Origin of the sequence: Merdimmobilis hominis, assembly GCF_016901855.1 — a bacterium.
Classification (GTDB): Bacteria; Bacillota; Clostridia; order Oscillospirales; family Ruminococcaceae; genus Paludihabitans.
In genome coordinates, this window is the sequence record NZ_JACJKY010000006.1 from 23,671 (window position 1) to 49,496 (window position 25,826).

At 46.3% G+C, this 25,826-nt stretch carries 18 protein-coding genes; 9 read left to right on the forward strand and 9 right to left on the reverse strand.

All coding sequences use genetic code 11. The features are described 5' to 3' along the window. The first annotated feature begins 4 nt into the window (after positions 1-4). From H6A12_RS04945 to H6A12_RS04965, 5 genes are all read left to right on the forward strand, one after another. Complete coding sequence (locus H6A12_RS04945; RefSeq protein ID WP_204445445.1) at positions 5-730, forward strand: hypothetical protein; 726 nt, start codon at positions 5-7, stop codon at positions 728-730. Positions 731-1,310: 580 nt separating this feature from the next. Further along, entirely contained in the window at positions 1,311-2,183 is an 873-nt protein-coding gene (locus H6A12_RS04950; protein ID WP_204445448.1) for a hypothetical protein, read from the forward strand. A 176-nt stretch (positions 2,184-2,359) separates the two neighbouring features. Further along, entirely contained in the window at positions 2,360-3,475 is a 1,116-nt protein-coding gene (locus H6A12_RS04955) for a hypothetical protein (protein WP_204445450.1), read from the forward strand. Next, positions 3,472-4,740 (forward strand): cyclic-phosphate processing receiver domain-containing protein, encoded by a 1,269-nt coding sequence (locus H6A12_RS04960; protein WP_204445452.1) that lies wholly within the window; start codon positions 3,472-3,474, stop codon positions 4,738-4,740. The genes H6A12_RS04955 and H6A12_RS04960 overlap by 4 nt, the downstream gene beginning before the upstream one ends. Continuing rightward, positions 4,737-5,834 carry a hypothetical protein gene (locus H6A12_RS04965; protein ID WP_204445455.1) on the forward strand — a complete coding sequence of 366 codons (1,098 nt, stop codon included), beginning with the start codon at positions 4,737-4,739 and terminating at the stop codon, positions 5,832-5,834. The genes H6A12_RS04960 and H6A12_RS04965 overlap by 4 nt, the downstream gene beginning before the upstream one ends. A gap of 303 nt (positions 5,835-6,137) precedes the next feature. Here H6A12_RS04965 and H6A12_RS04970 read toward each other — a convergent pair whose 3' ends face one another. From H6A12_RS04970 to H6A12_RS04985, 4 genes are all read right to left on the reverse strand, one after another. Beyond that, entirely contained in the window at positions 6,138-7,421 is a 1,284-nt protein-coding gene (locus H6A12_RS04970) for an AAA family ATPase (protein WP_204445457.1), read from the reverse strand. 382 nt (positions 7,422-7,803) lie between these two features. After that, the gene (locus H6A12_RS04975) at positions 7,804-8,175 is read right to left on the reverse strand and encodes a TnpV protein (RefSeq protein WP_204445459.1); all 372 of its coding nucleotides are present in this window, start codon (positions 8,173-8,175) and stop codon (positions 7,804-7,806) included. A gap of 292 nt (positions 8,176-8,467) precedes the next feature. Next, positions 8,468-11,200, reverse strand: coding sequence for an ABC transporter ATP-binding protein/permease (locus tag H6A12_RS04980; RefSeq protein WP_204445462.1), 2,733 nt, complete (start codon positions 11,198-11,200; stop codon positions 8,468-8,470). A 314-nt stretch (positions 11,201-11,514) separates the two neighbouring features. After that, positions 11,515-13,179, reverse strand: coding sequence for a glycoside hydrolase family 36 protein (locus H6A12_RS04985; RefSeq protein ID WP_204445464.1), 1,665 nt, complete (start codon positions 13,177-13,179; stop codon positions 11,515-11,517). A 154-nt stretch (positions 13,180-13,333) separates the two neighbouring features. Here H6A12_RS04985 and H6A12_RS04990 point away from each other — a divergent pair, with 154 nt between their 5' ends. Then, the gene (locus H6A12_RS04990; RefSeq protein ID WP_204445466.1) at positions 13,334-15,157 is read left to right on the forward strand and encodes a glycoside hydrolase family 127 protein; all 1,824 of its coding nucleotides are present in this window, start codon (positions 13,334-13,336) and stop codon (positions 15,155-15,157) included. A gap of 136 nt (positions 15,158-15,293) precedes the next feature. On the opposite strand, the gene H6A12_RS04995 is transcribed toward H6A12_RS04990, so the two are convergent. From H6A12_RS04995 to H6A12_RS13405, 4 genes are all read right to left on the reverse strand, one after another. After that, complete coding sequence (locus H6A12_RS04995; protein ID WP_204445468.1) at positions 15,294-16,331, reverse strand: alcohol dehydrogenase; 1,038 nt, start codon at positions 16,329-16,331, stop codon at positions 15,294-15,296. A 55-nt stretch (positions 16,332-16,386) separates the two neighbouring features. Then, positions 16,387-18,516 carry a family 78 glycoside hydrolase catalytic domain gene (locus H6A12_RS05000; RefSeq protein ID WP_204445471.1) on the reverse strand — a complete coding sequence of 710 codons (2,130 nt, stop codon included), beginning with the start codon at positions 18,514-18,516 and terminating at the stop codon, positions 16,387-16,389. 24 nt (positions 18,517-18,540) lie between these two features. After that, positions 18,541-19,008, reverse strand: a complete 468-nt coding sequence (locus H6A12_RS05005) for a low molecular weight protein-tyrosine-phosphatase (RefSeq protein WP_204445680.1) — start codon at positions 19,006-19,008, stop codon at positions 18,541-18,543. A 200-nt stretch (positions 19,009-19,208) separates the two neighbouring features. Further along, entirely contained in the window at positions 19,209-20,858 is a 1,650-nt protein-coding gene (locus H6A12_RS13405) for an SPFH domain-containing protein (RefSeq protein WP_243415301.1), read from the reverse strand. Positions 20,859-21,139: 281 nt separating this feature from the next. Between H6A12_RS13405 and H6A12_RS05020 the strand changes: the two genes are divergently transcribed. The 3 genes from H6A12_RS05020 to H6A12_RS05030 all read left to right on the forward strand — a co-directional run bounded on the left by H6A12_RS05020 (position 21,140) and on the right by H6A12_RS05030 (position 24,326). Continuing rightward, entirely contained in the window at positions 21,140-21,874 is a 735-nt protein-coding gene (locus H6A12_RS05020) for an EFR1 family ferrodoxin (RefSeq protein WP_204445473.1), read from the forward strand. Positions 21,875-22,009: 135 nt separating this feature from the next. After that, entirely contained in the window at positions 22,010-23,389 is a 1,380-nt protein-coding gene (locus H6A12_RS05025) for a uroporphyrinogen decarboxylase family protein (RefSeq protein ID WP_204445475.1), read from the forward strand. Further along, complete coding sequence (locus tag H6A12_RS05030) at positions 23,364-24,326, forward strand: CobW family GTP-binding protein (RefSeq protein WP_204445478.1); 963 nt, start codon at positions 23,364-23,366, stop codon at positions 24,324-24,326. Before H6A12_RS05025 ends, H6A12_RS05030 begins: the two co-directional genes overlap by 26 nt. A gap of 86 nt (positions 24,327-24,412) precedes the next feature. On the opposite strand, the gene asnS is transcribed toward H6A12_RS05030, so the two are convergent. Beyond that, on the reverse strand, positions 24,413-25,807 hold the full coding sequence (asnS, locus tag H6A12_RS05035; protein ID WP_204445480.1) for an asparagine--tRNA ligase: 1,395 nt from the start codon (positions 25,805-25,807) through the stop codon (positions 24,413-24,415). Positions 25,808-25,826 lie beyond the last annotated feature (19 nt).

Sequence of the window (25,826 nt, forward strand, 5' to 3'; positions counted from 1 at the left end):
AACAATGAGAACCGTAAGGGAAATCCTAAAAGAATCCGATCCGCAGGAGATCGCCGATATTCTGCTGCGGCTGCATCTGAACACGCTGTTTGAGCAGGCTGAGCCGGAGGATACGGTTGCCGATATCAGGCGGCTTGTCGGCGAATGGACAAAACGGATAATCTCCAATATCCTGAACGCCGCGCCGCAGAAAGAGGGCTCGCCCTTTGTATTTTTCGCCGTTCCTGCGGCGGTGGACGGCTCCTGGTGGTTTGGGTTCGGCGCGATCGAGGCGGCAATGTGCGAGCAAAGCGAGATTTTGCAGGACGAGCCGAATCCCGAAGCTTATAGCTGGATGGATCAAACCGACGCCGCCATTGCCGATTCGCTGTTTGCCGAAACGCTTTTGACAGCGGAAAACCAGAGCGAAATCCTGGCGCATATTCTCTGGGACCTCACCTGGTTCGGCGAGACCGACGAGGAGCGCAGGCGCTATTATGACGGTATTGAAAGCGAGGAGGACGTGACGGGCGATAGCGAAGAAGATGAGGACGATGATTTTGACTGGGAGGCGGAATGGGAGCGCTTTCGGGCAGAGCGGGAAGCCCGCCGGGACGAAAAAGAGGAGGAGCTGAAGCGGGCGATCGATCAGGCGGAGCATGCACGCTATGAATACTGCTTTCAAAGAGAGGTAAGGCTGGTAAAAGCGCTGCTGGAGGAACATACGGCACAAAAAAGCGGCGCTGAATGATCAGTGCCGCTTTAAGAATAAGAATATTTTAAATCCGGTTTTAAATCTCATCAAAATTTAGACTGTTAAGAATCTCTTTTAAAGACTTCAATTTTTCTTCGAGCGTTTTTCTCTTGAAATCTTCCTTTGTTACCTCATTATCAGCTTTGAAATCAAAAAGTTTATTATAAACACCTTCAGCAGCAAGTTCCAGTTGAATGTTTTTCCATACAAAAAATTCTGCTATGCCTATTGCTTTCAGTAGGAAGTCGGACCGTAAGAAAATTGCCGCAAGAATATAAGCAAGAATATAATTCGATAAAAATAAGGCGCTGTGACAAAGCAACGCCTTACAGTATATACATTTGTGAAGAATTTAATTTTCAACTTTATAACAATCAATATTTTTGAAAAGATCTTTTAAGAAGTCTCATTTTTCATTGGTGGATTTATTTTTGAAATTCTTTTTGCTTGTTTGCCTTTTGCGAAATCTTCATAATGGATTTTGTTTGCATTTTTAATGCTTCAAAATTATAATGTTGTTGACGTTTGGCTTATCATTCTGATATAATTAACAAAACATTTTTACGGGGGAATATGTATGAAAAAATATCTTGCGTTTGAAAAAATTCTTGCAACCATTGACGCCGAAAGACCAGACTGGATAGATGAGCTAACAGAGCTGGAACGGGAAGCTGAAGTTTATATGCAGGGTAAAACATACGAATTGAAAGACCACATTGAAAAAATGATATTGGCTATGCTTTCTTGTCAAAGAAGATGGCAGGATCTTGTTCCGTACATTGAAAATGGAGACATTTCGGCCGCATTTTGTAATTTCGATCCTGAAATTTTAAAGAAAACCACAAGCGATACACTTTACCGCAGTGTTACAGAACATAACTGTGGTAACCGCCGCATAGACAAGCAAGTGGAAGTATTAGCTTTTGATATCGGTGTATTAGAAAGTATGTTTCAAGACAACGTCTACGATATTAAACACGGTTTTTATTCCTTGACGCATAATTCGGATGGCTCACACAATATTGATGGTATAATAAAATTAATTCAGCTTTTGGCGGAAGGAAAAAGCAAAGATTATTCTGATGCTGCAAAATATAAATTGAAGGAAATGGGAGTAGCTCTTGTTTGCGAGTATTTAAAAGGTTTTGGTGTAAATGTTGTCAAGCCAGACACACACGTTAGACGCATATTAGGCAACTTGGGTTATTCTAAAAAGCAGGGAAAAGACGCATCGGTTTATGAAGCAATTAAAATTTGTGATGAAATTGCAAATGAATACAGTTCAGAGCTTTCAAAACGAACCAGCATATTACCGCCTGCAATCCTTGTTGATACAATAATTTGGCAATATGGAGCGGAAGAAAAAGCAGAAATCTGCACCAAAAAGAACCCGAAATGTTCAGTTTGCAAAGCACAGAGGGATTGCTATCACTATAAGGCTGTCAATTGAGTGTGAAAAAATAAACATGAATCAGAAAGGGAGAATATTAAGATTTGTGAACACCTACTGATTTCCGGATTCCATAGATATGCGCGCCTACCCGCAAACCTGCTATACCATAAGGATATGTCCTATATTTCGGCAGAAAATACAGGAAAGGAAGCCGGTGAAAAGGAGAAAGCATCATGAATGTGTACCGCTTTATCAACTCAAAGGATATCCGCGCGCACCTGCAAAGCCTGCGGTACGATTTTACGTTGCCGGAGGCGGCGTTTCTTGTCTGGCAGTGCGCGACTGCGCCGCTTTCGGAAAAGCACGCTGCATGGCGGGAGTTAATCAAGACCATGCCCGACTGCCGGATGGAACGGCGGCGTAATATGTGTGAAATTCAAAGCATGCACGGCTTCCTGCAGGAGTATATAGAGCTGGAAGAAAAGCTGCTGCGGGATTTTCATCGGGAATCGGACACCGTATATTTTTATTCTGTATTGCTAAAGGACGAACATTTTCCCGACGGCTTTTCGGAAAGCGAAAAATATGAGCGCGCTTTCCCGACCCTTTCAGACTGCCTTGCCACAGTAAAAGAGGAAATATGCGATTATGGCGCAGAGGATATCCTGCATGTCTGCATGAAAAGGCAGCTTCTTTCCGAACCGAACCACTCTATGACGGTCTGCCTGAACAACAGGCTGGAGGTTATGGATATTGACGCCTTTCGCAGTCCGCTCACGGAGCGTGAGCAGGAGCTGCTCGGCGCTTTTGAGGGGATGTGGTTTGCCTTCCCGACGCCCTTTAAGCGGGGCGAGCTTGTATGCCAAAAGCACAGCCTGAAAGCGTGGCGCTTTCCGCAAAACGTCTGTTATGTACTGGACTCTATTACGGCCTGGACAAACAGGGAAATGCGGGAAAACGGATTTTGGAGGAGCCGTTCCGATACGCAGGATATGGACCGCTTACACCAAATACTTTTGAAAGACGGCGATGTGACGGATATGTCATTTTCGGCGTACAGCGTGGAAGACGGACAAATCATTTTTGACAATATGGGATGGTATCTGTCCCTGGAACGGTTCGACGGCACGCTCACCGGGGAACAGCGGGCGCTGTATCCGCTGCGCGATTTGCTGAGCGGAAAAATCCGGCCGGATATGTTTCTGGACGCCCTGCGCGTACTGCGGGCGGACGAAGAAGCAAAAAATACGGCTGGGATTCGGGAAAATCTGCTGTACCATAAGGATATGTCTTATATTTCGGCAGAAAATGCAGGAAAGGAAGCCGGCAAAAAGGAGGAAACGCTATGAATGTGTACCGCTTTATCAACTCAAAGGATATTCGGGAGCATCTTGAAACCATAAAATATCCGTTCGGCTCGTTGGAGGCGGCGTGGATTATCTACCAATGCCGCTTTGCATCGCTTGAAGAAAAGCACGCCGCATGGCGGGAGCTTATTCGGACGATGCCCGACTGCGCAATCGAGGAACGCCCCAACACCGAGGCGCACGATAGCCTGCACCGCTTTCTTGCCGCGTATATGAAGCGGGAGACAAAGCTGCTGCATGTCTTTTGCGAAAACGACGGCGGCATTTATCGCTGGATGGAGTGTCAGGAGGACGGCGAGCGCTTCGAGCACCCGGGTATCTATTCCGACTATGCAAAATGCTACGACCAGATCAGCCGGGAGATCAGCGACAACGAGGACGGGGAGATTGCAGGCTATCTTGTCACCAAAACATATCCCGACGCAGAGGAACCCTGCATGCAATCGAAGCTTTCCGCCGAGGGGGAGCTCCTCTCCGTCCGGGAGAGCCAAGCCGGACCCGACCCTTTCGAGGGACTGTTTTTCGTTTTCCCCACGCCGTTTCAAAAGGGCGATATCGTCTGGGAGCCGAACACGCAGGGCTACTGCAAGGGGCCGTTTGTCCTGACCGGGGTTTCCGGCGAGGCAGAGGCACCCGGCCACCGGCGGGGCGGCGATAATTCGGATATGACCGCATGGGGATATTTTCAGGATGAAAGCGGGAATATTTACCATGAGACCATGTGGAATTACATGAATCTGGAATATTACCGCGGGCCGCTCACCGGCAAACGGCGCGTTCTGCGTGCGCTCGGAAACTGCCTGAAGGGTGAAATTGACGAAGGGCTGTTCGCACGTGCCTATCACGCGATTTTGACCGAGGAATACGCCGGAAGCCTTGTGCCGCGCGACATTACCAAAGAGGGCATGACGCTGGCCGCGCTCTGCGAACCAGAGCCGGTCCGGCTCTGGCTGGACGATTTGCGAAAGGCGCCTACCGGGTACAAGTGGTGCACAAGCGTCAATGCGGCAATCCGCTGTATTGAGCTGTGCGAAAAGGCCGGGTGTACTATCGAGCTTATCGACTGTGACCATGACCTCGGCGACTATGCCAAGGACGGCGGCGACGGGATAAGGTTGATTGACTGGCTTGCAGAGCGGGGTACCTTTTACCGTATCGAACTGCACACGATGAACCCGGTCGGGCGGGAAAATATGCAGAGAGAAATTGACCGATACTGGCCGGCAAGGAGGGAAAAAGAAGGATGAAGCAATTTCTCGATGAACCTAAAATCAACGGAGCGAATGATACCGGCGGATGGCTGACCGGGCAGGAAAAATCCGATGTATTGCGAGCCTTTCTGCCCTCTGATGCTATGCGGCGACACCTTGCCGGTGTGTCGCTCACAAAAAAGCAAATTTCCGGGCTTATTTGCGGCGCACCCGTCCCGTTGACGGATAAGCTGCATTGGATGAAATATTTGGCCGCAAAGGAAAACCTATTTTCCGATCGTCCGTCAGAGAGTCTGTCTCTGCGGGAGCAGTCAGCCGCCGGCTCGGCGGCGCGGCAGACGGTTGAGGCTTCCTTTTCGTATCAGGCGAAGCAGATAAAACTGGGTTTAGAGGAACTGGAAATGGGCACCGAAGCGGTTTTTCTGCTAATTGAGGCCTGGCACGATGAGGAGCTCGACGACCGGAAAATTTCTGCGGGCACACCGTTTTTTAATGCGGACGACGCCTTGGAATATATCCGGTATGATATGGACAGCGCCGGTGATGATTACAGTAATCTTTGCTGGTACGAGCTTCAAAAATGGAAGCCGTCAACAGACCCGGTAAGCGGAAAAGCCTCCTACGTCCACGGCTACACTTATTATTTTCTCAAAGACCGCGCGTGCTTTTTTGAAAAGCTTGAAGAAACACGGGAACCATATCTGTTTCTTCCGGAATCCCGGCGGTATTCCGAAGACGGACAGCATCTGAATCTGCCCGTCCCGTTTTGCGCCGGCGATATTGTGCGCGTGGACTGCCGGCCGTTTCAGCCGGAGCGCCCCGCTGTGCTGCTGGAAGTCGGGGACAATACAGACTGCTGCTGTGTGCAGGCGCTTTGCCGCGGCCAAAACGGCACTTGGATGCTAGGCGCGCTCAAGCACGGGAACCTGTTTTCAAACGTAACCTGCTTTCTTTCGCCTCTTTACCGTTTGGAAGTATGCCCGAAACCTCTGCCGGAAAGTGACCACCTGCTTCAAAACATACAGGATTTTATCGCAGGCGACGAGAAACGCGGCAGGCTTCTTTGGGAAAGGCTGCGCCGTTTGGACACGCGCACGGATTCTGAAATTTGGCTGGCGCTGGCGGACTGAGTCATTGTGTACCGAGCTTACAGCCAAACGCAGCGGCCCGATATATACGGGTATTAGGGCAGGCCCTAACGGGAAATACTGTTTTACGACTGTGGGAGTACAAACAGTCTGCTCGCTGTACGGATACAGAAAACCGGAGAAAGCGGTTTTGCAGGCCGTTCGTCTCATTTATGACGCCAGCAGAAGGCGGTAATCGGCTATCTAAAAAACGAAATCGTTTTACTTATTATAAACAGCCCATCGGAATTCCTGTCCGGAAATCCAATGGGCTGTTTTCTTTCACACCGACGAGTTTATAGTGATTTATACCGCCACCTCGGTAATGGTTGTGCCTTCCGTCAAAGCGCGGATATCGGAATAGAGAAGCGTTTCTTTTTCAATCAGAGCCGCAGTAACCCTCTCAAGAAATTCTCTGTTTTTCAGAAGAATGTCTTTGGCAATCCGCATATACCGCTCGAGTTCCGCATGAGTCACGGCCTCGCTGCGAGAGTTCATATTCTCGGAAGTTTCGGGAAAACTTCGTGTTGAAACATCAATCATTCCGAATCCAAGGGTAGCGTTCTCTGAAATACCGTCCCTGATATAATTGCAAGCCCGATTGATATCGCTCCGGCAGCCGCTTGCGACGGTATCACAATAGTAGAGTTCAACAGCGGCCTTTCCCGCAAGAGATACAAGAACATAATAAGGTCTTCTGGAAAGCTCCTTGCACCGGTGAATAAATCCTCCCGTAGAATCCCTGCCGGTAGAACGCAGAGAGGCAAGTCCTACACTTCCCGGGCAAAGAACTTCCGAAACGACAAGATGACCGGCTTCGTGAAGTGCGGTTTTTTTTATGTCTTCTGAGGAAGTCTTCGTATAGTTGTCCGGTGAGTCATAAATCATTCTTAAAACGGATTTTACAAGGTCTTCCATTTCAATATCGGTCTTTCTTTTATAGGCGGCGCTGATTGCCGCCTCATTAAGAATTGTTTCAAGCTCGGCACAGGAGCTATAGCTGATCATCTTTGAAAGATCTTCCATATTAACGGCTTCCGAGACTTTCTTGTCCGAGAGATAATGCTCAATGATTTTATTGGCATCCTTGTCAGTGGGACACTTTACTTCGATTTTTCTGTCAAAGCGTCCTGAGCGCACAAGAGATTCGGGGAGTTTCCGCATTTCATTTGCTGTTGCAAGGACAAACACATCGCAGTTCTTTACCTCGTCAATACCTGACTGAACTGCTACATATTCTTCTGCGTCACGGTGATCGCTGTCCTCGTTGGCAAACTTGTCCATGTCATCAAGAAAAACGATGCAGGGGGCGGCGTTTTCTTTTGCCTTTTGGAAAGTTTCCGTAATATTACTTATAAAGTCGTCATTGCCCTTATTTCTCCGAACGACATAAGATTTAAGACCGCTTTCTTCTATAAAGCACTTTGCAATAAGGGTTTTGCCGAGTCCCGGATCACCGTATAACAAAATACCCTGCGGCAGCTTGGCCCCAAGAGCCTCATAACACTCCTTATTATGCACCATATCGCAAATTTGCAGCAGTTCGTTTTTAATTGTTTCATAACCTATAACCTTATCAAATGCGCTCATACTCATTCCTCCAAATGATTTTCGGTTTCTTTTAAACGATAATGATACAACATGTTATTTTTTAAGACGCCTTTATCATGTTTTCTTGAGTATAACAGGCAGTTTCTGAAAATACAAATAAAACGGACTTTCGGAGAAAATTTATTTGCCGTTGCGTTATTTATCGTTTTTATGTTAATAGAGAACCAATGTGCGAATCACAGACAATATGTGTCCTGACTGTATTTCCGTGTGTTTTTATCAAATCCGTTATGAACATCCGCACCATCCACAGCGTCGGTATAGCGCCCTTCCTGCCGAAGCTTGCTCTGAAACCAAATGAGATTTTGGACAAGAAATCTGCACTCATCTTCCGAAAGGTATAGATGATATTTCTGCTCTCTCATATGTAAATCCACTCGTTGTTTACGATTTCAACGGCTCTGTTTCGGATGCTGTTCGTCTTTTGTACCCACTCCATAGGGCGGTTAACTTTCAGTCTTTCTGTGACATTTTCCTGCTTAGAAAGTGCGGATACAAGCAACTGAAACATCCGCTCCGCCTGCTGATCTACCTCTGCCAGATGTTCGTTCAATGTTCCGGAAGTCAGCAGATTGTAATACCAAATTTTGTGATACCGCTTCAAATACTGCCGGTATCGTTGCCCCCAAATTCCGATTTCAATTTCTTTTTCGGGTGGTATTTTCAGATTGGGAAGCTCATAATCGCCTTGCCGGGTATAGGTGCCGTCTGCTTTTTCATAAATGCTTTTCATCGTAAAACCTCCTGCGTTTTTTGGTGCTTTCATTTTACAGAAGATTTTCTGGAAAAACCAATGTGCCGATTGCAGTTTTAACGGCATATACAGAACAAGAGTACGAACCTTTTGATTCGTACTCTCGTTTCTGCCCTGCAATGCCTGTTTCTGTGTGCTTTTTTGATACTGCCTTATGCACACCCGGCAAACTGCCTGTCGGTTTTTAAATAGAGCCATACCGCTTAGTTCACGGAATATATTTTAGGGATCATAAATATTGCCGAAGTACCAAAAACAACACACTTGTAATTCACTCGCTTCGAAGTGCTTTGACCGGATCCTGACGTGCAGCACTCCGTGAGGGAATCAATCCGCCAATGAGTGTTAAGACGACACTCAACGCTACAAGAATAATACCACTTACAATCGGTAAAGATGCATTGACGCGCGTGTTCTGAACAAGTATATGAACCAATCCATTCACCGGAATCAACATGAGGCACGCAAGGCCAACACCCAAAAGGCCTGCCAGCAATCCGATGATAAATGTTTCGGCATTAAAGACTTGCGATACATTGTGCTTTGATGCGCCGATTGCTCGAAGTACACCGATTTCCTTTGTACGTTCCAGTACGGAAATGTAGGTGATGATACCAATCATGATAGAGGAAACAACCAAAGACACAGCAACAAACGCAATCAACACATAAGAAATGACATTGATAATAATTGTAATCGACGAAGTCATCATCGCAACAAAATCGGTGTAAACGATTTTATCTTTTTCGTCTGCCTGCGCATTATAATTTTCAATGCATTCTGCGATGGAATCCTTATCCTCGAATGTGTCAGCATAAATATGAATCGAAGACGGCGCATCTTTGCTGACAAAGCCAAAGGCTTTCATATTGTCCTCATAACTGCCCGAAGAAATATATGCATCATAAATTTGAAGGAAAATCTCATCCTCTGCCGTTGCAAAAAATCGATCTGCCATCGATGCAATTGCCGTTTCATCCATTCCGGACATTCCTGCTGCCTGCTGCGGATTCATAGAAGCCGACATCGCCGTAAACATCTTCGCCTTATCAGAAATGCTCATCGATGCCAAAAACTCTTTGGTATCAGCAATTTTTCCTGCATCATCTTTCGGCGAAAAATGCATGCCGGTGATGACATTCATATCCTTTGAAGAAAGCTGCGCTTTCACTACTTCACTTTCCTGCGCATAGTCAATCAGATACTGCTTGAGTGCACTCGTATATCCAACAGCGCCATAAAGATCTGCATTTGCGGCATCTGCTGTCGGACGAATGATACCCGACACCTTTAACTCGATTGCCTGCTCTGCAAGACGTTCAAGCGCAAATTGATCATTTTTGAGGTTATCAAATGTCCCATTGCTGTTTTTTTCATAATAGTCACATGCAGGAATCAGATAAAAACGTTTGTTTAAAAGTTCTTCGTATTTATAGGAAAACGTCTGAATATCAAGTGCTTCTCCGCTGTCAATTGCGTCCATAATCTCGTTGTACGTTTCTTCCGGAATCATTCCCAGTGCATACAGTGCAGGTGTGGATATCTCGTTGTTTTCATTCAAAATGATAACCACTTTATCAAAAGCTTTCGGCCAAGTACCCGAAATCACTTCGTAACTGTCTGTTGTCACCTGACTCACAAGCGTATCTCCCGAACCGGGCAGCATCTCGACAAACGTTTCTGATGACATCGAAGATGCCGGCATCGAATCCATGATACTCTGCTGAACGCTTCCGATCAATTCATCAGAAGAAACAGCATTCTGCGTACTGAACGCATTGACGGTCGCGTCGATCAGCTTACCTTCCTCATTTTTTGAATACACGCCAAACGGAACATCGTACGAATACACGACACCGTTTTCTCCTAAATACTGCGCGATTTCACTGTTTGGATCGTCAAGGTATTTTTTGAATTCCGTCAGATTATTCTTCGTCATACTGCTTGTAATTTGATTTGCCTGCTCAAGCACAGTACTGTCAGAATATACAGCATCTAAATCATGATCAGACGTTTCGCCGCCGTCTCCCATCATTCCACTTTGGGACATCATACTGCTTAAATCAATCGATTCTGCATTGATTGTCAGCGGATAGGACGTCATCGTCTCCCGCTGAATCGATTCGATATAATCCGTAACACCGTTTGAAAGTGCGAGAATCAGCGCAATACCGATAATGCCGATCGATCCTGCAAACGCAGTCAGCAATGTCCGTGCCTTTTTCGTGCGCAGATTGTTAAAACTCAGCGACAATGAAGTAAGAAAGCCCATCGATGCTTTTCCCATATTCTTATGAACCGGCGGCATTTCATTTGTAAGATCAGGCTCATAAGGATCGGTATCATTTCGGATCTGACCGTCACGCAGATATACCGTACGCGTCGCATATTGCTCCGCAAGCTCCGGATTGTGCGTCACCATGATGACAAGCCGGTCACGTGCCACTTCCTTTAAAAGTTCCATAACCTGCACACTTGTTTCGCTGTCAAGTGCGCCGGTCGGCTCATCTGCAAGCAGGATATCCGGGTTATTAACAAGTGCACGCGCAATCGCTACACGCTGCATTTGTCCGCCTGACAGCTGATTCGGACGTTTATGAATATGATCGCGAAGTCCCACCTGCTCAAGTGCCTGCGTTGCTCGTTTTTTTCGCTCTTTTCTGGAAATACCCGAGATGGTCAGTGCCAATTCCACATTGGAAAGAACTGATTGATGCGGTATCAAATTATAGCTTTGAAAGACAAAACCAATCGTATGATTTCGATAAGAATTCCAATCACGTTCCTTGTATTTTTTTGTAGAAATTCCGTTAATGATCAAATCGCCGCTATCATAATGGTCAAGTCCGCCGATGATATTCAAAAGCGTCGTTTTTCCCGAACCGCTCGGTCCTAAAATGGCGACAAACTCATTTTCACGAAAACTGAGCGATACATCATCAAGTGCTCGTTGAATCAAATCACCGGTTTTATATTGTTTGGATATGTGTTTGATTTGCAGCATAAATAGCTTCCTTTACCACAAAAGAAATTCGACATACAGCCTGCGTGAAACGCGCTTATCCTTTAACATTGCTGTGTCTTACTAAATTATACTAATGCAGCGGTTTTGTTTTGTAACGATTCTGTGAATAAATCCGAACATATAAAAAAACAGCAGCCACGGAGACATAACAAGTACCGTGGCTGCTGTCTTTATTTTAGAGGAGAACCTGTCGTTTTCATAAAAAAGTGGTCATTTCCGGGTTAAACCAGGCAGATGCTGCCGCATGATCAGAACAGATGACAAACTGATTCGCAAGCAGAAGCGGTTCTTTCTTATTTTTCAATACGGAACAAACGCGCTGTTTTTCCGTTCAGGCAAACTCGCAGGGAAGTTCCGTTTGCATCAATCTGCATTTTATTTTGCGGTGCTGCCGGATAGATCTGTGATGCACCAGAAGCTGCAAAAGAAAGCGGCAGTGTCACAACAGCAGGATCTGACGCACAGTTCCACACAGCAATCAATGCATGATCCGGCCATTCAAGTCCCAGCGCATACTGTGCCTGTTCTTTCTGCGGAAGACCGAGCGGCCAAAACGCCATAGCATCCGGCAGTTCGGTGCGGTACGTTTTATAGCATGTGATACCCTCTTTTACCAATGCGAGCGCTTCCGGTTTCAGGTTTGCAAGATGTCCGCTTTGATGAATACGCATCATCATCGCATTCACCATATTGAAAATGGTTGCCTCTTCATCGGCATCTGTCATCGGATATGACCAGACTGCATTTTGTTCAGGTGTAACGGCGGTAGGCGATGCTGCCGCAATCGCTGCATACAGCAAATATTCCGTCTGATCAGAGCTTGACTGAATGCTGTGACGCGAAAGCAGTGCGTCATTCACACGCATGCCGCCGCTGCCGCAATTCTCGATCACCAGATCCGGATATTTTGAGAAGACTTCATCAAGCCAAGAAAGATATGCACGGTTGTGCAGAAGAAGTCCTTCGCCTACACTTGATGCATATAGCTGTGTGCCAATGCCGGCGTTAATGTTATAGTCCATCTTGATATAGCCGACACCGTATTCCTCCACAAGCCGCCCAATGACACCATGTGCAAACGCACGCACCTGAGGATTGCGGTAATCAAGCTGATATCTGCCATGGTCGATCACGCGTTTTCCGTGACGGCAGAAGAACCAATCATCCGGTTTTTCTTTCGCAATCGGACAGTCAATGCCCATCACTTCGAGTTCAAGCCACAAACCCGGAACCATTCCCTTTTGACGAATTGCATCAAGCACCGGTTTGATTCCATCCGGGAAGCGATCGTCACTCGGCAGCCATTCACCCACCTTTGTCCACCAATCGCCGCCCTGTGCATACCATCCGGCGTCAATCGTGAAATACTCACAGCCGACTGCGGCAGCTGCATCAATGAGCGGATATTCTTTTTGGGCGGTGGGGTCGCCTTCCAGACAGTTCATGAAATCGTTGAAAATAACCGGCAGTGTCCGATTATCCTCGTTCTCTCTGCGAACCGCACGGCGGTATTTTGTCATTTCGCAAACAGCATCCTCGAAACCTGAAGCTGTCACCGCAACCACCGCATGAACCGACTCAAACGTCGACTGTTTTTCCAATATGCAGCTGAAGTGGCTTTCATTTTCGGTAGGACCGCTTAACTGCAAGTAAAGCGCGTCCTTGATATCACTGATCTCCCAATGCCACGGACCGTTGTTCAAAATAGAGAAATACCAGCCTTCACGGCTTTCTTCGTTTTCCACATATCCCATCGGCAAATATTCATGAGAAGTCCATGTGCCGATCGACGAATACGAAAGCCGTTTGGTCGAAAATACACCGACTTTTGAAAGTCCAAGCTCCGGCAATGTATGCTTTCTCCACTGAAACTCACCATACCAGGTGTTCGACGGCACCCAAACTGCTGCCGCTTTGTCCCAGTCAGAAAACGCCGACTTCGTAAGACCTACAAGCATAAACGATGATACATACCGTAAAAAGCCGGTTTTATTGATATGTCAAGTCATTGACACACGCTATATGCTGTGCTATACTGATCAAAATTATATGAATTTAAGTGATTTTTCACTTATTTTTTGTTGTTTTATATCAAACGAAAGGAGCATCTCCATGAAACCACAATCTATTGATTTTAAAAACGTTACGCTTTTGGATGGATTTTGGCGCACACGTCAATCTGACAATGCAGCCATCACCATTTATTCGATCTATGAAAAATTCAAAGAAACCGGACGCTTTGAAGCCGCCAAACTCGGATGGCGAAAAGGAGAGGCAAACGAGCCGCATATTTTCTGGGACTCCGACATTGCCAAGTGGATCGAAGCTGCTTCCTATATCATTCAAAAAAACAACGATCCAACGCTCATTTCACGATGCGACGAATTGATTGATATCATCGTATCCAAACAGGAAGACAGCGGATACTATAACATTTATTTTCAAACCTGCGAACCGCACGCGCGGTTTACCCGCCGAACCGACCATGAACTGTACTGCGCAGGTCATTTGATGGAAGCGGCTGTGGCATATTACGAAGCCACAAACAAAGACAAGTTCTTAAAAGCGATGTGCCGCTATGCCGACTATATTGAACAAGCCTTTGTCACCGACAAATCATCATCGTTTCAAACACCCGGACACGAAGAAATTGAACTTGCACTTTTAAAACTGTATCGATGCACAAACGAACCGCGGTATCTTGCGCTGGCAAAACATTTTATTGATGCACGCGGTACATCCGACACCGATTTTTATGAAACGGTCACTACCCATTATGCGCAGGATCATCTTCCCGTCCGCGAGCAGACAACTGCCGAAGGACATGCTGTACGCGCATGTTATTTATACACCGCTATGGCTGATTTGGCGAATGAATGCAAGGATGACTCCTTGATGGATGCCTGCAAAGCCATCTTTCAAAACATCATTGAAAAACGAATGTATATCACCGGCGGTATCGGCAGCACCTACTATGGAGAGGCGTTCACGATTGACTATGATCTGCCGAACGAAACCGCATATGCTGAAAGCTGTGCTGCCATCGCGCTGATTTTCTTTGCTCAGCGCATGCTTGACGCACAAACCGACGCGGTTTATGCGGACACGATTGAACGCGTTCTATACAACGGATTTTTAAGCAGTATTTCATTGGATGCAAAAGCGTTTTTCTATAAAAACCCGCTTGCAATCGTTCCGGAGTTTGCGCATCGGTATCCTTCGTCGAAAGATCAAGGCTGTTTTCCGGAAACCAAACGCCTTGAGGTCTTTTCCTGCTCCTGCTGTCCGCCGAATATTTCGCGTCTTCTCGCAATACTTGGCGGATATATTTTCGCAAAAAACGACGATACGCCGCTGATTCATCAATATATTTCGAGCAAAACCGATGATATCGAGATGATCAGTGGTTTTCCGAATGACGGCTCTGTGACTGTCCGCGTAAACGGACCGAAAACAGTAGGCTTGCGAATTCCCGGATGGTGCATCCGATACACTGTCCGTCAAAACGGCTGTGATGCAAACGGAATCGTTCAAAACGGATATCTTTATCTTTCATGCAGCGGCGAAACCACAATCGATATTTGTTTTGATATGCCGGTTGTTTTCATGGAAAGCAACCCAAACGTGACACAAAATGCGGGAAAAATCTGCTGTACCAGAGGGCCGCTGGTTTACTGTGCAGAGCAGATCGACAACACTGCACCGCTGCGTACTGTTTATGTTTCGGAAGAATCGGCACACACTGCCGTGCTCACAAAGAATGAATCGTTTTCTGCATACACAATCACGGTCGATGCGTTTAAAAAAGAAGCTGCAGATACGCTGTATGCACCTGCAGGCAGCCGTTTTCACAAAACGACGCTCACCTTGATTCCGTATTATGGATTTGCGAATCGGCAAGCCTGCGAAATGATGGTTTGGCTGAATCGAAAATAATCGATTTTATCATTCACAATATTTTGAGAGAAAGCAAGGCCACGGTAGTTTTTTCTACCGTGGCCTTCTGTTGGTTAATTTCATTCTCATTAAAGCGTTTTTGCGCTGTCTTAGCAGAGTTTCCGCACTCGCTTTTTCAGTTTACTGTCACTGCCACTTTGATGACACCGTCACGCTTATGTTCAAACAGCTCATATCCGCGCGCAATATCCTTTAAAGCAACGGTATGTGTGATCAGCGGCACAGTATCAATCTTTCCGTCGGCAATCAGCTGCAAAATTTCCTTACAGCAGCATCCATCCACTCCGCCGGTTTTAAACGTTAGGTTTTTCCCGTACATCTCAGGCAAAGGCAAAATCTGCGGGCCATCATACAGCGCAACCACTGTTACGATTGCATTCGGGCGGGCGCATTCCCATGCCATACGGAAAGAATCGTGACTTCCTGCCACTTCGATCACCACATCTGCACCGCCATGCTCGCTGTGTTCACAAACATATTCCTGAAGATTTTCCGGTGTGACAGTCAATACATCGGGATAATGCTTTTGAACAAAAGCAAGCCGGTTTTCATCGATGTCGCAAATAATGATCCGTTTTGGATGATACAACCGTACACATTGAAGCGTACACAATCCGGTTGGACCTGCACCAATAATTAACACTGTATCGTCTGCTGTAATCTCGGAAATGTTTGCAGCCCAATATCCGGTCGCAAGCACATCTCCCACCAACAGCGCCTGCAAATCCGTCACAGCGTCAGGGATTTTATCAAGTCCTTGATCCGCATACGGTACGCGGATATATTCTGCCTGTCCTCCGTCAATACGGCATCCAAGCGCCCATCCGCCGTTCTGATCGGTGCAGTTGTTCACCCATCCATGCTGACAAAAAAAGCATTCACCGCAGAAAGTTTCCACATTTACTGTCACACGATCGCCGGGTCTTACAGAAGTGACAGCACTGCCCGTCTCTACGACAACGCCTACCATTTCATGACCCACTGTAATCCCTGGAGCTGCACGAGGTACACTGCCATGCTTAATATGCAAGTCGCTCGAACAGATGCTGGCCAGCGTTACTTTTACTATGGCATCCCTGTCATCCAGTATCACCGGTTTCGGTTTTTCAATCAGTTCAAATTTTCCATGCTCAAGATATGTGTATGCAAGCATAACGGCACCTCTTTCTGTCTACACCAAATGGATTAAAATGCAGTTGTCTTAACCATCATGAAATCGTGTATTCGACGGTTCTTTTTCCGTTTTGATCCCGTTTTACATTGACAGAAATCTCTCCCGCCGGCGTACGAATCGAACCGCATACCCAATCGAGTGCAGAAATATCCGCCGGCTGTATTTGAACGTCCGAAAAACCTGCCGTTCCCTCTTTCTGCCGAATTCCCAAAATCTCTGTAAAAAGCAATGCGGCGACGGCGCCAAACATCGGATGATCATGGGATGCACCGCCGTTCCATGTTTCCCAAAGGGTGGTGGCTCCCGCTTCCATCATCCGTGCAAAAGAAGCATCTGTTCGCGCTGTCAGCAACGTAAACGCCAGATCTGCTTCACCCAATGCAAACAGCGTCCGAATCAAATACATTGTTCCAAAAATGCCGGTGTCCAAACATTGTGTGTGCCGGTATTTTTCGATCAAACGGATTGCCGTTCGCTCATCTCCTAAATGCAGCCGAACCGCAAATGCATCGGCACCGTTTTCTCCGTTGCAAAAACTGCCGGTATCCGAATCAAAGAATGTATCTGTGACGGCTTTTCTTGCTTTTTGAAGCGTTTTTGCCAGAAAATCAGGCTCTTTCTCACCGAGCAGTTTTGCCGCTTCGATTGCGGTTTGCAATCCTTCAATATAAAAACATGTATTCACAAATGCCGGCGGAATGTCCGGCGGGTCCATCGACGGCGGTGTACACCAATCGCCCAAGCACCATCCGCCCGCTTCCTCCCGTACAACGAGCCCGTTTTCACTTCTGCTTTCCATATAAGAAAGCCACCGAAGAATCGCCGGAAAACTCTTGCGAAGCACAGAAAGATCTCCGGTCATCCGATATAACAGCATCGGGACAATAAAAACAGCACCGCCCCATCCACCGGGTCCTCCGCCACCGCCTAAAAACGGTGCGGTATGCGGAATATGACCGGTTTCTGCGCCCTGACTGTCCAAAATATCTTCCATCCATTTCCGATAAAGCGGTGCGCTGTCCAGCGTCAAAAGCGCAGCCTCTGCGGTAAGCTGACCGTCTCCGGTATATCCAAGCCGTTCCCGATGCGGACAGTCCGAAGGAATACAGCCATGAAAATTGTTCAGCTGTGTGCGGATATAGCTGTCATAAATCCAGTTTAAAACTGGATTTGAACTCGAAAATTTTGATGTAACCGGAATATCTGTATGTACAACAGCGACCATATCCGGTTTTGCCGGACCGGATATGGTGAAATACCGAAATCCATGCCAGCAAAAATACGGCCGGACTGAATGTTCCTGTGTTCCGCATCGGAACCGGTCCTGCTGAATTTGATCCGTTCCTCCGGTTGAGGAAAAATCAAGTGCAAGCTCGCCTTGTGCAAGTTCTTCGCTGTACTGCACCAAAGCCTCTCCACCCGGTGCTTTTTCACACAGAAGCTGTACCCATCCCGTAATATTTTCACCGCAGTCATATACACATGCACCGTCTTTGGTGGTTCCGATCTGTACCGGTGCAATGGTTCGAACAATGCGGTCAGCCGGAAAACACTGTTGTGTCAGCTGCGTTTCCGGTGCATGAACAGGCAATGCCGGTTTCCATCCTAAAACGGTCGTATCGGGCAGACACCATTCTGAGAGCTGCTCTTTTTTTATCAAATCATGTTGTTCCCCATAAAACAAATTATTAGAAAGCACTTCGCTTTCCTGCCACACGGTTTCACGGTCACTCTCGATCACCATGCTGCTTCCGTCTGCGAAATCAATCGTCAGTTCATATCGAAGCATCGGGTTGCCAAACAAAAAACAGCCTTCCGCAGTGCGCTGTGTTTGATGATACCATCCGTTTCCCAGACGTACGCCTAAAACGTTCATGCCATCATGCAAAAACGGAAGCAAGTCATAAGTCAGATAATAAGTACGGAAATTCGATCGTTCTTCCCAAACCGGATAAGTTGTACGGCATCCCAGTACAGAATGATATTGGCTGACAGCCGGCACACACTCAAAATCATCTGCTCGTTTTCCGTTGATATAAAGCTGATAAAAGCCTAATCCGCAAATATCCAATCGTGCAAAAACCGCTTGTTTTACATAAAATTCTCTGCGAAAAATCGGCGCGCCGCATGTTGGTTCTGCCTGAATCCAATGTTGATTTCTCATATATCCTCACCTTTTTATTTTCTATTAAGCCTTGTATGATGCTTTCACGATGTTCAACAATCCCTGACATCCCTCCAGCACATCTTGCCATGTCGCTTCAAAATCGCCGGTATACCATGGATCAGCCACTTCTTTTCCCGGATGCGAAGTGTAATCCATGAGCAGATGTATTTTCTTTGCTGCATCTCCTCCGCAAATACGGTTCATATTTCGGATGTTCGCGTGATCCATACCGATCAGCAAATCATAATGATGATAGTCAGATTTTTGAAGCTGTCGAGCCGCATGCCCTTTACAAGAAATCCCGTGTTCAGCAAGTTTTCTTTTTGCAGGCGGATAAACCGGATTCCCAATCTCCTCCGTGCTGGTAGCTGCTGAAGCAATTTCGGCCTGCTCTTTTGCTCCGTTCTGCTGTACCAGATGCTTCATCACATATTCCGCCATCGGGCTTCGACAAATATTGCCGTGGCAAATGAAAAGTATTTTTATCATAATCTTTATCTCCCTTGAATCAGTCAAAAAGTAGATTTGCGATCATTATACCGCAAGCAATTGTTTTTCTCAATAAAAAGATGCAATCATATTCACACTTACAGCAGATATGACCTTTATCCTTTATAAAAAGAAACCGTCATAGGTAAACACCATGACAGTTTCTTTTTATCTCTCATATTAAAATGAGTTATATGTGCTTATTTGTTTTTCGGCAATTTAATCCCCGTCCACACTTGTACATCGCACTCATTATCATAGTTTCTGCCGACTGCAACAGCTGTTCCGTCTGATTTTAGCCCAACTGTATGATCCTTACCAGCCGAAATTGCAACAATATCTGTCCAATCCGATACATCGCATTCACCATACCGATTAGATCCGACAGCAACCACTGTTCCGTCTGATTTTAAGCCCACATTGTGTTCTCCGCCTGCAGAAATCGCCACAATTTGCTTCCAATCCGATACATCACATTGGCCATCTTTGCTTGCTCCTTTGGCAAGCACCGTTCCGTCAGACCGCAGACCCAATGTCGAGCTTCTGCCGGCAGACACAGCCACAATACTGTTCCATTTTGATACGTTACAGCGCCCGTCCGAATTACGTCCGACGGCAACCACTGTTCCATCTGATTTTAACCCAACTGTATGCACTGCATTCGCGGATACAGAAATGATATCCGTCCAACCAGAAACATCACACTGTCCATACACATTGTATCCGATTGCATAAACCGTTCCATCCGATTTTAAGCCGACTGTATATTGATCTCCTGCACCAATAACGAACGAGTCAAATTCAGTAATCCATGGATCGGCAGGTTCAAGTGCTTGCTCCTCATTCATGTCACCATTGGCAAAGTTAAATTTCTGGTCATCAATTATGCCCGATTCTTCCTGTGAAGGTGTTCCGGAACAGAACATACTATTGAACGCAATCAAAACGCCAAGAACTACAATTCCAATCAAAACGGCAATCCGTGTAATTTTTCTTTCTTTTTTCTCCCGTTTCTGCTTCTCTTGCTGTATCCTTTTTTCTTCAGCCTCTTTTTGCTGTTTTATCATTTTCAGCTCTTCTATACGACACCTGCATGCATCTGCACGCGCATCCGCATCTAAAAATCCGGAAATCGTCTCAAACATCTGAACAGCTTGTGTAAGACGTGGAATAATAAATGTTTCATACTGCCGGTCACCATCGGGCTTGACAATATTCGTAACAAAAAACTGTTCCAATGATACGCCGTAATCCGCAAAATCAGGTACAAGCAGCGCTTTGATTGATTCAGAGAAAAGCGTTAAATTCTCATCAATTTCGAAAATATTGATCGCATTTGCTTTCATGACTTGCGCAATATACGTCTTGACCCTTGTCATTAAAAATGAGCGAAATAGCATCGTCAGTTTTTGCTGTCCTAAAAAGTTCTCTGTACCAACCAGTTTAAGCAGCAATTTGCGGCTGTCCTCTGCCCGCAGACTCATTTCACCGCTTGCGCCGATTGAAATCGGGAAGCCATATGTCGGATCAATATACTGCACTTTACTGTCTGTTCCCCATTTTATACCCATCTGCTCTGTCTTATTGATAAAATAAACCTCACAACGGAACGGTGACTGATCACCTGTAACACGATTCAATAATTTTCCGATAATCGGAATATTTTGTGTTTCCAATGTATACCGACCAGGACCAAACAGATCGAGTGCCTGCCCATTCATAAAAAAGATCGCTTCTTGCGATTCGTGAACGATCAACTGCGTGAAACAGTTGAAATCTTCACTGGGATGTTTCCAGATAAATGTGCTGTTGTCCCCTTCGTATTTAATAACTTCTGCGATCTGTGCCATTTGCTTTCTCCTCCCATATCGTTTCAATCAATACTCTGATTCATTTTATAAAAATAACAATCAACAATTCGTTAATAAATAATATATTTTATTGTAATATAATCGCACAATTTTAATCACAATAAAATTCTTTCTCAGCACTGTTTGAGGCGCATATTGACGGTTTCTAATAACATGCTCTGTGCATACAATATCTGTAAAATCCTTTGACTAGATCTTTTTTTCGGATATAATGATATTAACGCAGACGTTAAAATGATGCGCAAAAAGGAGTAGAGCCAATGATTTTTTACTTTTCCGGAACCGGCAACTCAAGATGGGTTGCGCAAACACTCGCTTCTATGATAAATGATACTGCATCCGATATCTCAAAAATTGAAGTTATCCCCCCTCTTACAGACGAACAGCAAATTGGACTGGTCTTTCCCATCTATGCGTGGGGTGCTCCTGAACCGGTCGTTTCATTTGCAAAAAAACTGCAGCAAACCGGCGCATTTACGTTCGGCATTTGCACATGCGGTGCAGATGCCGGCATGGCGCTTAGAAAGCTGTCAAAGAATTTTCATCTTGACAGCTGTTACAGTCTCATGATGCCGAACAACTACATCATTGGCGGAACAAACATGGATGTTGAGAAAAAAGAAAACTGCATTCAAAAAATCAAATCCGCTTCTGCCGCTCTTCAAATAATCACACAGGAAATTACACAGAAAAAGCCGGTCTATCGTGTGGAAGAAGGTGCATTTCCTCGGCTTAAATCAAGCATTGCAAACTGGGGATTCAATCACTTTGCTAAGACAACAAAGCCGTTTTATACCACAGATGCATGTACCGGATGCGGTCTGTGCGAAAAAAATTGTCCTGCACATACGATCACACTGCATGACAAAAAGCCGGTTTGGGACAAGTCTTGCTTTCAGTGCCTGCGCTGTATTCATGAATGTCCCGCTGCCGCCATTCAGTACGGAGCGTCTACAGCTAACAAAGGACGGTACACCATTCAAAAATATTTGTAAGCCATCTTCTCACAATTTTATTTTTTTATTGGACTATTCTTTTTTGTGCGCAAGAATGGTTGATTTTTAAAAACAGAACGGTATAATAATCTCATATGTATAAACAAATCTCTAATGCTTTTGGAGGAATATACGATGAAAGAGCTTTTATTTCAAACATTTCGTCATGAAGAAACCGAACGTGCGCCGTGGGTGCCGTTTGCAGGCGTTCATGCCGGTAGCTTAAAAGGTTATGATGCAATCGAAGTCCTGACCGATGCGGACAAGGCATTCGAATCGCTGATGGAAGTCAACCGCCTGTATCGTCCGGACGGTCAGCCGGTCATTTTCGATCTTCAGATTGAAGCAGAATGCCTCGGCTGCGATCTGACATGGGCAAAAGACTGCCCGCCGTCTGTTTCGGGTCATCCGCTCGACGGCAGCGACGAAGAGCCGCCTGTTACACCGTGCAACTGCAAAATTCCGACCAAAGAATCCGGCCGTATTCCGTTTGTCCTGGAGGTTATGCGCCGTATGAAAGAAGCAGTCGGCGATACCACTGCACTGTACGGCTTGATCTGCGGTCCGTTCACACTGGCTTCTCACCTGCGCGGCAACAACCTGTTTACCGACATGTTCGACTTCGAAGATGAAACACAGAGCCTGTTTGATTTCTGCAACCGCGTATGCATGCGCATGGCAGACTATTATATCGAAGCCGGCATGGATGTCATCGCGATTGTCGACCCGCTGATTTCCCAGATTTCCACTGCACACTTTGAGCAGTTCATGTCTGCACCGTATACAGAACTGTTCTCCTACATCCGCGAAAAAGGCGTTTACTCTTCGTTCTTTGTCTGCGGCGATGCAACCCGCAACATCGAAGTGATGTGCCAGACCAATCCGGACTCCATCTCTGTCGATGAAAACGTAAACCTCCTCGCAGCAAAAGAAATCTGTGATAAATACAATGTTGTCATCGGCGGCAACATTCCGTTAACCTCCATCATGCTGCTCGGCAATCAGCAGGATAACATGAAATTCGTTGTTAACCTCCTTGATTCCATTCCGGTAAAGAAAAACTTCATTCTGGCTCCGGGCTGCGATATGCCGTATGAGGTTCCGGTCAATAACGCAATCGGTGTTGCACAAGCTGCAATCGAAACCGACATGGTGCGTGAAATGGTCAAAAACTACAATCCGGAGGAGATTGACACCTCCGGCGTTGTCATTCCGGACTATGCTTCCCTCGAAAAACCGCTGATCGAAGTATTTACCCTCGATTCTGCACAGTGCGCTGCCTGCGGCTACATGATGAATGCGGCAAACCACGCAGCAGAAACATTCGGCGATGCAATCGATCTGGTTGAATACAAATTCATCTACAAAGAAAACGTTGCACGCTGTGTGAAAATGGGCGTGCAGAACCTGCCGTCTCTGTATATCAACGGTGAGTTAAAATACCGCTCCATTATTCCGACAAGAGCCGCACTCGAACAGGATATCCGCGATGCCATCGAACAGTGCAAAAAATAATCCGCGCACAAAACTGTATCTGATTACCGGATTTCTGGGTGCAGGAAAAACGACTTTCATCAAGCAGTTTCTGCGTCTATTCTCCGAACAGCGCGTTGAGCTGATTATCAACGAGTTCGGAAAAGAAGGCGTGGACGGCACGCTGCTGCGCACATACGGCGCAATGATGTCGGAAATTAACGGCGGCTCGATCTTTTGTGCCTGCCGGCTCGATCAGTTTGAAAAAGTACTTTCGGAATCTGCTGCACGGTGTCCGGATGTGATCATCGTGGAAGCATCGGGACTTTCCGATCCGACAGGTGTCCGCCGGCTGTTTTGTCAGACTGACCGTTTTCCTCATATTGATTATCAGGGTGCGGTTTGCCTGATGGATGCCGTTCGTTTCCCGAAATTATATAAAACGGCACGCACCTGCACAAAACAGCTTGCATCAAGCGACATCGCTGTGATCAACCGCGTCGATTTAGCGACAGCAGAACAACTCGAAGAAACCGTTTCCCTGCTTCGCGGTCAGCGCCCGGATATGCGCTTTCTCGAAACGACCTACGGGCAGATTCCCGATGATTTTCTCGATTTCTTTTCGCAGGTTCAGGACATAGGCGAAGATGCTATGCCAAAAACAGCAGATTTAACGCTTCGCCGGTTGACGGTATCTATTTCTCCGGAAATGACGCCGTATGAACTGCAAAAATTCATCGAGATGTTTGCCGAAGAAACGTTTCGGGTCAAAGGTTTGATTCAAACGACAGATGGTTTGATGCTTGCGGATTGTGTCGGCAATGTGGTATCGGTGACACCGTACAGCGACGTCCCTGCATCAAAAGAAACCATTGGATGTCTCACGGTGCTTTCCGGTGCAGGTATGCCGGTGTATTCTTCGGTGAAAAAGGCTGCCGCATGGTATCCATCAACTGTGCAGTCTATCTCCTATGAATAAAAAAACGCTGTTTTACTTCCTATTCTTTTTATAAACGAAAAACCGCTGGTTTTGTTTTACAAAACCAGCGGTTTTCTCTTTTTGAATCAATATTCTGCGCTGCCTGTGGTTCTCGGGAACGGCAATACATCGCGGATGTTTGAAATACCGGTGATGTACATAATCAGACGCTCAAATCCAAGACCGAAGCCGGCATGTTTTGTTCCGCCGTACCGTCTCAAATCGAGATACCAGTTGTAATCCTCCGGAGAGAGCGAAAGCTCTTCCATACGGCCAAGCAGTACATCCAGACGCTCCTCACGCTGACTGCCGCCGATGATTTCGCCGACACCCGGAACGAGCAGGTCCATTGCGGCAACCGTTTTGTTATCGTCGTTCAAGCGCATATAGAACGCTTTAATCTCTTTCGGATAATCTGTGACGAATACCGGGCATTTGAACACTTTTTCGGTCAGATAGCGTTCATGTTCTGTCTGCAGGTCAACACCCCAGTAAACCGGATATTCAAACTCATCTTTATGCTCTTCAAGAATACGGATTGCCTCTGTATAAGTAACATGACCGAATTCCGAGTCAATCAGTGCGCTCAGACGCTCGATGAGTCCTTTATCAAAGAACTGGTTGAAGAACTTCATCTCTGCCGGACACTGCTCCATGACATATTTCAGCACGTATTTGATCATATCACGTGCCAATTCCATATCGTCATTCAAATCAGCAAATGCAATCTCCGGTTCAATCATCCAAAACTCTGCAGCATGGCGCGGCGTGTTGGAATTTTCTGCACGGAAGGTCGGGCCAAAGGTGTAGATTTTGCCGAATGCCATTGCCATGCACTCGCCTTCAAGCTGACCGGATACAGTGAGGTTTGCCGGTTTGCCGAAAAAGTCCTGCGAAAAATCGACAGTACCATCTTCGTTGAGCGGCGGATTTACCGGATCAAGCGTTGTGACACGGAACATCTCGCCTGCACCTTCGCAGTCTGATGCAGTAATCAGCGGTGTATGTGCATACACGAAGCCTCGCTCATTGAAAAAGCGGTGAATTGCATATGCTGCGACACTGCGCACGCGGAAAACAGCGCTTAAAGTATTGGTTCTCGGACGCAGATGTGCGATTGTACGCAGATACTCGAGCGTATGCCGTTTTTTCTGGAGCGGATAGTCCGGTGTGGACGCACCTTCCAGCACGATTTCCTGTGCATGAATCTCAAACGGCTGTTTTGCCTGCGGTGTGAGCAGAAGTGTACCTGTAACACAAATCGCAGAACCTACATTATATTTCGTTACTTCTTTAAAGTTATTGATTTTTTCATCTTCAAATACGATCTGCAAATTATTAAAGCATCCGCCGTCATTCAGCTCAATAAAGCCGAGCGCTTTGGAATCACGGATTGTGCGCACCCAGCCGCAGACCGTCACGGTTTTGCCTTCAAAGTCCTGCGGGGATGCAAACAACTGACGAATCTCTGTTCTGTTCATGGTTGCTGCCTCCAATTTT

What these genes read in the sequence shown, in the direction of transcription:
- H6A12_RS04990 (WP_204445466.1), top strand. Translation starts at nt 13,334, where the DNA reads ATGAAACCACAATCTATTGATTTTAAAAACGTTACGCTTTTGGATGGA.
- H6A12_RS04995 (WP_204445468.1), bottom strand. Translation starts at nt 16,331, where the DNA reads ATGCTTGCATACACATATCTTGAGCATGGAAAATTTGAACTGATTGAA.
- H6A12_RS04985 (WP_204445464.1), bottom strand. Translation starts at nt 13,179, where the DNA reads ATGCTTGTAGGTCTTACGAAGTCGGCGTTTTCTGACTGGGACAAAGCG.
- H6A12_RS05020 (WP_204445473.1), top strand. Translation starts at nt 21,140, where the DNA reads ATGATTTTTTACTTTTCCGGAACCGGCAACTCAAGATGGGTTGCGCAA.
- H6A12_RS04945 (WP_204445445.1), top strand. Translation starts at nt 5, where the DNA reads ATGAGAACCGTAAGGGAAATCCTAAAAGAATCCGATCCGCAGGAGATC.
- H6A12_RS04960 (WP_204445452.1), top strand. Translation starts at nt 3,472, where the DNA reads ATGAATGTGTACCGCTTTATCAACTCAAAGGATATTCGGGAGCATCTT.
- H6A12_RS04980 (WP_204445462.1), bottom strand. Translation starts at nt 11,200, where the DNA reads ATGCTGCAAATCAAACACATATCCAAACAATATAAAACCGGTGATTTG.
- H6A12_RS04950 (WP_204445448.1), top strand. Translation starts at nt 1,311, where the DNA reads ATGAAAAAATATCTTGCGTTTGAAAAAATTCTTGCAACCATTGACGCC.
- H6A12_RS04965 (WP_204445455.1), top strand. Translation starts at nt 4,737, where the DNA reads ATGAAGCAATTTCTCGATGAACCTAAAATCAACGGAGCGAATGATACC.
- H6A12_RS13405 (WP_243415301.1), bottom strand. Translation starts at nt 20,858, where the DNA reads ATGGCACAGATCGCAGAAGTTATTAAATACGAAGGGGACAACAGCACA.
- H6A12_RS05025 (WP_204445475.1), top strand. Translation starts at nt 22,010, where the DNA reads ATGAAAGAGCTTTTATTTCAAACATTTCGTCATGAAGAAACCGAACGT.
- asnS (WP_204445480.1), bottom strand. Translation starts at nt 25,807, where the DNA reads ATGAACAGAACAGAGATTCGTCAGTTGTTTGCATCCCCGCAGGACTTT.
- H6A12_RS05030 (WP_204445478.1), top strand. Translation starts at nt 23,364, where the DNA reads ATGCCATCGAACAGTGCAAAAAATAATCCGCGCACAAAACTGTATCTG.
- H6A12_RS05005 (WP_204445680.1), bottom strand. Translation starts at nt 19,008, where the DNA reads ATGATAAAAATACTTTTCATTTGCCACGGCAATATTTGTCGAAGCCCG.
- H6A12_RS04955 (WP_204445450.1), top strand. Translation starts at nt 2,360, where the DNA reads ATGAATGTGTACCGCTTTATCAACTCAAAGGATATCCGCGCGCACCTG.
- H6A12_RS04970 (WP_204445457.1), bottom strand. Translation starts at nt 7,421, where the DNA reads ATGAGCGCATTTGATAAGGTTATAGGTTATGAAACAATTAAAAACGAA.
- H6A12_RS05000 (WP_204445471.1), bottom strand. Translation starts at nt 18,516, where the DNA reads ATGAGAAATCAACATTGGATTCAGGCAGAACCAACATGCGGCGCGCCG.
- H6A12_RS04975 (WP_204445459.1), bottom strand. Translation starts at nt 8,175, where the DNA reads ATGAAAAGCATTTATGAAAAAGCAGACGGCACCTATACCCGGCAAGGC.